Below are 4,878 nucleotides of genomic sequence, written 5' to 3'. Positions count from 1 at the left end.
TACAGGATGTGCGGCTCGACGCCGGGCACCGAGGTCGGCACCGCGAAGCCGAAATACGGGTCGCGGCGGAAATCGGCGCGGGAGAGCGAACCGTCGAGAGCCGCCGTGAGCAGGCGGCGGGTGACACGGATCGGCATGCGCCGGCCGACGCCGTACTTACCGCCGGTCCAGCCCGTGTTGACGAGCCAGCAATCCACCGAGTGCTTGGCGATGAGATCGCGCAGCAGGTTGCCGTATTCGGACGGATGACGCGGCATGAAGGGCGCGCCGAAGCAGGTCGAGAACGTGGCCTCCGGATCCTTCACGCCCTTCTCCGTGCCCGCGACCTTCGCCGTGTAGCCGGAGAGGAAGTGGTACATGGCCTCGGCAGGCGTCAGCTTGGCGATGGGAGGCAGCACGCCGAAGGCATCGCAGGTGAGCATCACGATGTTCTTCGGAATGCCCGCGCGGCCCGTGGAGCTCGCATTGGGAATGAAGTCGAGCGGATAGGCGCAGCGCGTGTTCTCCGTCTTCGACGCATCGTCGAAATCGGGAATGCGCGTGATCGGATCGATGGTCACGTTCTCCAGCACCGTGCCGAAGCGCTCGGTGGTGGCGAAGATCTCGGGCTCCGCCTCGCGGGAGAGGCGGATCGTCTTGGCGTAACAGCCGCCCTCGAAGTTGAACACGCCGTTCGGGCCCCAGCCATGCTCGTCGTCGCCGAGCAGGACCCGGTTCGGATCGGCCGAGAGCGTGGTCTTGCCGGTGCCGGAGAGGCCGAAGAACACGGCCACGTCGCCCTCGTCGCCCACATTGGCCGAGCAATGCATGGGCATGACCTTCTGGGCGGGCAGCACGTAGTTCAGATAGGTGAAGACCGACTTCTTCATCTCGCCGGCATAGGACGTGCCGCCGATGAGCACGATCTTGCGCTTGAAGTCGCAGGCGATGACCGTCTCCGTGCGGCAGCCGTGCCGGGCCGGATCAGCCTTGAAGGACGGCAGGTCGATGATGGTCAGGCCGGGCACGTAATCGGCGAGCTCGCCCCGGTCGGGACGGATCAGCAGGTTGCGGATGAAGAGCGAATGCCAGGCATATTCCGTGAAGACGCGCGCCTTGACCCGGTAGGCCGGATCGGCGCCGCCGTAGAGATCCTGCGCGAACAGCTCCTTGCCCTCGGCATGGGCCAGGAAGTCGGCCAGCAGGGTGTCGAAATGGCCGGGCGTGATGGCGCCGTTGTTGTCCCACCAGACGGTGTTCTCCGTGGATTCGTCGCGCACCACGAACTTGTCCTTGGGGGAGCGGCCCGTATGCACGCCGGTGTCGGCCAGAAGCGCACCGCCCTGCACGAGCTTGGTCTCGCCCCGGGTCAGGGACTGCTCGTAGAGAGCAGGCGCCTCGAGGTTCCAGTAGACCCGTTTGAGATTGCGGAGGCCGGAGGCCTCGGCACCCTGTGCGCTGTTGAAGACGCCGATATTTTCCACGGAAGACTTCTCCTTGTAGATGATAGCCGAGAAGTGAGTTCGGCTTCCAATTTGTAGATGCCCGTATGTACAGGTTGGCCTAAGGGCTTATCGCCAATGTGGCCTCATCGTCGACTACGTTGAGTCTAAAGCCAAGACATTCTTGCCGAAGCCGGTGCCATCGCAGTTCCGTCCGTTGCGGAGAACATCGAGACCCGGTGGGGCATGTCCTCGACCATAGACCGATACTCACCAGTCTCCGGGTCACGCACCATCAGGACACCGGACGCCACGCCAAAGTAAGCGCCGTGGAGTTCCAGCTTACCGCGCTCCACGAGGGTGCGAATGCAGGGGAAGGTCATTAGGTTGTTGAGGCTGTTCTCAATGGCCGCCAGTTCGAGACGGGTGAGATAGTCGGCGAAATTTATGTTCCCGCGCGGGCCGATCCGCTCGCCCGCGGGCTTGATCAGGTTCATCCAGCGGCCGATGAAGTCACCCGGCGACAGGGGGGCGGTCTCGTCCGCGAAGGCCCGGATGCCGCCGCAGCGGGCATGGCCCAGCACCACGATGTGCTTCACGCGCAGGGCCTGCACGGCGAATTCGAGCGCCGCCGAGGTGCCGTGGTAATCGCCCCCGGTCTCGAAGGGCGGCACCAGGTTCGCCACATTGCGCACCACGAACAATTCGCCCGGGCTCGCGTCGAAGATGACCTCCGGGGAGACGCGGCTGTCGCAGCAGCCGATCACCATCACTTCGGGCGCCTGGCCCTTCTCGGCCAGGGTCTCGAAGCGGTTCTTCTCGCGCGGGAAGCGTTCATTGAGGAATGCGCGGTAGCCTTCGGTCAGACGTTGCGGAAACATGGATCATCCTTCATTCAAGAATCCTTTGTGCAGAGAGTTTCGCGAGCCCGACCTCGACCTTATAGATTACGTCAACAATAACGACTTGGGATCCTACAGGTGCGCTTGGCATCTTCAAAAGTCAAAAAAATTTCGCAATTTTTTGCCCATCGAAAACTCGTTCATTGCAAAATTTCCTCACGCTATATTAGACTTGCATCGAAATCCTTTGGATGGGGAGAGGATAGGTGAGCCGCAGGCTCCGATATTGGGCTTCCGCGCTCTGCTGGCCTCAATGTCGGGTACGACAATCGCGATATGGTTCTCGCGCCCAATCACGATTTCTCCAATCTCGTACCTGTAAGCTTGGTCCGGTAATTCGCAGATAGAGCAAAGATCTGCCGGTGTGCCTTTTCCCTAAGCCATACACATCACTGTGGCATGGGTTCCTCCTTGAACTCTAAACGGGCACTCAGCTCACGGATCAAGTTCACGGCCGCGTCGGCGATGACGGTGCCGGGCGGGAAGATCGCCGAGGCTCCGGCCTGATGAAGGGCGTCGAAGTCCTGCGGCGGGATCACGCCGCCCACCACGATCATGATGTCGTCGCGGCCGTACTTCGCGAGTTCCCCCTTGAGCTCCGGCACCAGCGTGAGATGGCCGGCCGCCAGCGACGACACGCCGATGATGTGGACGTCGTTTTCGATCGCCTGGCGGGCCGCCTCCGCGGGCGTCGCGAAGAGCGGGCCGATATCCACGTCGAAGCCGAGATCGGCGAACGCGGAGGCGATCACCTTCTGGCCGCGGTCGTGTCCGTCCTGGCCCATCTTGGCCACCAGGATGCGCGGGCGCCGGCCATCGTCGTGCTCGAACTGGTCCACCAGTTGGCGGACTTTCTCCACGGCTGGCGACGCCATGCCGACCTCCCGCTTGTAAACGCCCGAGATCGCCTTGATCTCGGCGCGGTGACGGCCCCAGACCTTCTCCAGCGCGTCGGAAATCTCGCCCACGGTGGCCTTGGCCCGCGCCGCCTTCACGGCGAGGTCGAGCAGGTTGCCGTCGCCGGACGCGGCGACCGTGGAGAGGGCGGCCAGCGCCGCGTCCACGTCGGCCTGGTTGCGGTCGGCCTTCAGGCGCTTGAGCTTCTCGATCTGGCTCGCGCGCACGGCGGCGTTGTCGACCTTCAGGATGTCGATGGATGCTTCGTCCGTCGACTTGAAGCTGTTCACGCCGATGATCTTCTGGTGACCGGAATCGATGCGCGCCTGCGTGCGTGCGGCAGCCTCCTCGATCTTCAGTTTCGGAATGCCGGCCTCGATGGCCTTCGCCATGCCGCCGAGTTCCTCGACCTCCTGAATGTGCGCCCAGGCCTTCTGCGCCAGCTCGTAGGTGAGCCGCTCGACATAATACGAGCCACCCCACGGATCGATGATGCGCGTGGTACCGCTCTCCTGCTGCAGGAAAAGCTGCGTGTTGCGGGCGATGCGGGCGGAGAAATCGGTGGGCAGCGCCAGCGCTTCGTCGAGCGCATTGGTATGCAACGACTGCGTATGGCCTTGGGTCGCCGCCATCGCCTCGATGCAGGTGCGGGTGACGTTGTTGAACACGTCCTGCGCCGTGAGGGACCAGCCGGAGGTCTGCGAGTGCGTGCGCAACGGCAGCGACTTCTCGCTCTGCGGGTTGAAGCCCTTCACGAGCTTCGCCCAGATGAGGCGCGCGGCGCGCATCTTGGCCACTTCCATGAAGAAGTTCATGCCCACGGCCCAGAAGAACGACAGGCGTGGCGCGAATTGGTCGATCGTGAGCCCGGCCGCAATGCCCGCGCGGATGTACTCGACGCCGTCGGCGAGCGTATAGGCGAGCTCCAGGTCCTGCGTCGCGCCGGCCTCTTGCATGTGGTAGCCGGAGATCGAGATCGAGTTGAACTTCGGCATGTTCGCCGAGGTATAGCCGAAGATGTCCGAGATGATGCGCATCGACCCTTTGGGCGGGTAGATGTAGGTGTTGCGCACCATGAACTCTTTCAGGATGTCGTTCTGGATCGTGCCGGAGAGCTTTTGCGGCGGCACGCCCTGTTCTTCCGCTGCCACGATGTAGAGCGCGAGAACGGGCAGCACCGCGCCGTTCATGGTCATCGACACGCTCATCTGATCGAGCGGGATGCCTGCGAAGAGCGTGCGCATGTCGTAGATGGAATCGATGGCGACGCCCGCCATGCCCACGTCGCCGGCCACGCGCGGATGATCGGAATCGTAGCCGCGATGAGTCGCGAGATCGAAGGCGACCGACAGGCCCTTCTGGCCGGCCGCAAGGTTGCGGCGGTAGAAGGCGTTGGAATCCTCGGCCGTGGAGAAGCCCGCATATTGGCGCACGGTCCAGGGCTGGTTGACGTACATGGTCGGGTACGGGCCGCGCAGGAACGGCGCGACGCCCGGCCAGGTGTCGAGGAAATCGAGCCCGGCGCGGTCCTCAGGCCCATAGGCTCCCTTGACCGCGATGCCCTCCGGCGTGAGCCAGGGCTCCGAAGCAGCCTGGGAGGAGGACGCCAGGGGAGCGTCGGAGAAAGCGACGCTCGAAAAGTCCGGGATGCTGGTCAT

Annotated in this window: 3 protein-coding genes; all 3 read right to left on the bottom strand. The window is 63.6% G+C overall.

Translation table 11 applies throughout. The features are described 5' to 3' along the window. The coding region (locus tag DDF70_RS35405) for a phosphoenolpyruvate carboxykinase (protein WP_114947251.1) at positions 1 to 1,463 on the bottom strand (1,463 nt) is incomplete at its 3' end. Positions 1,464 to 1,588: 125 nt separating this feature from the next. After that, positions 1,589 to 2,302 carry a carbonic anhydrase gene (locus DDF70_RS35400; protein WP_114949164.1) on the bottom strand — a complete coding sequence of 238 codons (714 nt, stop codon included), beginning with the start codon at positions 2,300 to 2,302 and terminating at the stop codon, positions 1,589 to 1,591. A 410-nt stretch (positions 2,303 to 2,712) separates the two neighbouring features. Further along, positions 2,713 to 4,878: methylmalonyl-CoA mutase (gene scpA, locus DDF70_RS35390; RefSeq protein ID WP_114949162.1), on the bottom strand; the 2,166-nt coding region annotated here is incomplete at its 5' end.

This window comes from Microvirga calopogonii, from assembly GCF_003347665.1.
Classification (GTDB): Bacteria; Pseudomonadota; Alphaproteobacteria; order Rhizobiales; family Beijerinckiaceae; genus Microvirga; species Microvirga calopogonii.
This window is presented reverse-complemented; position numbering and strand designations above follow the sequence as displayed.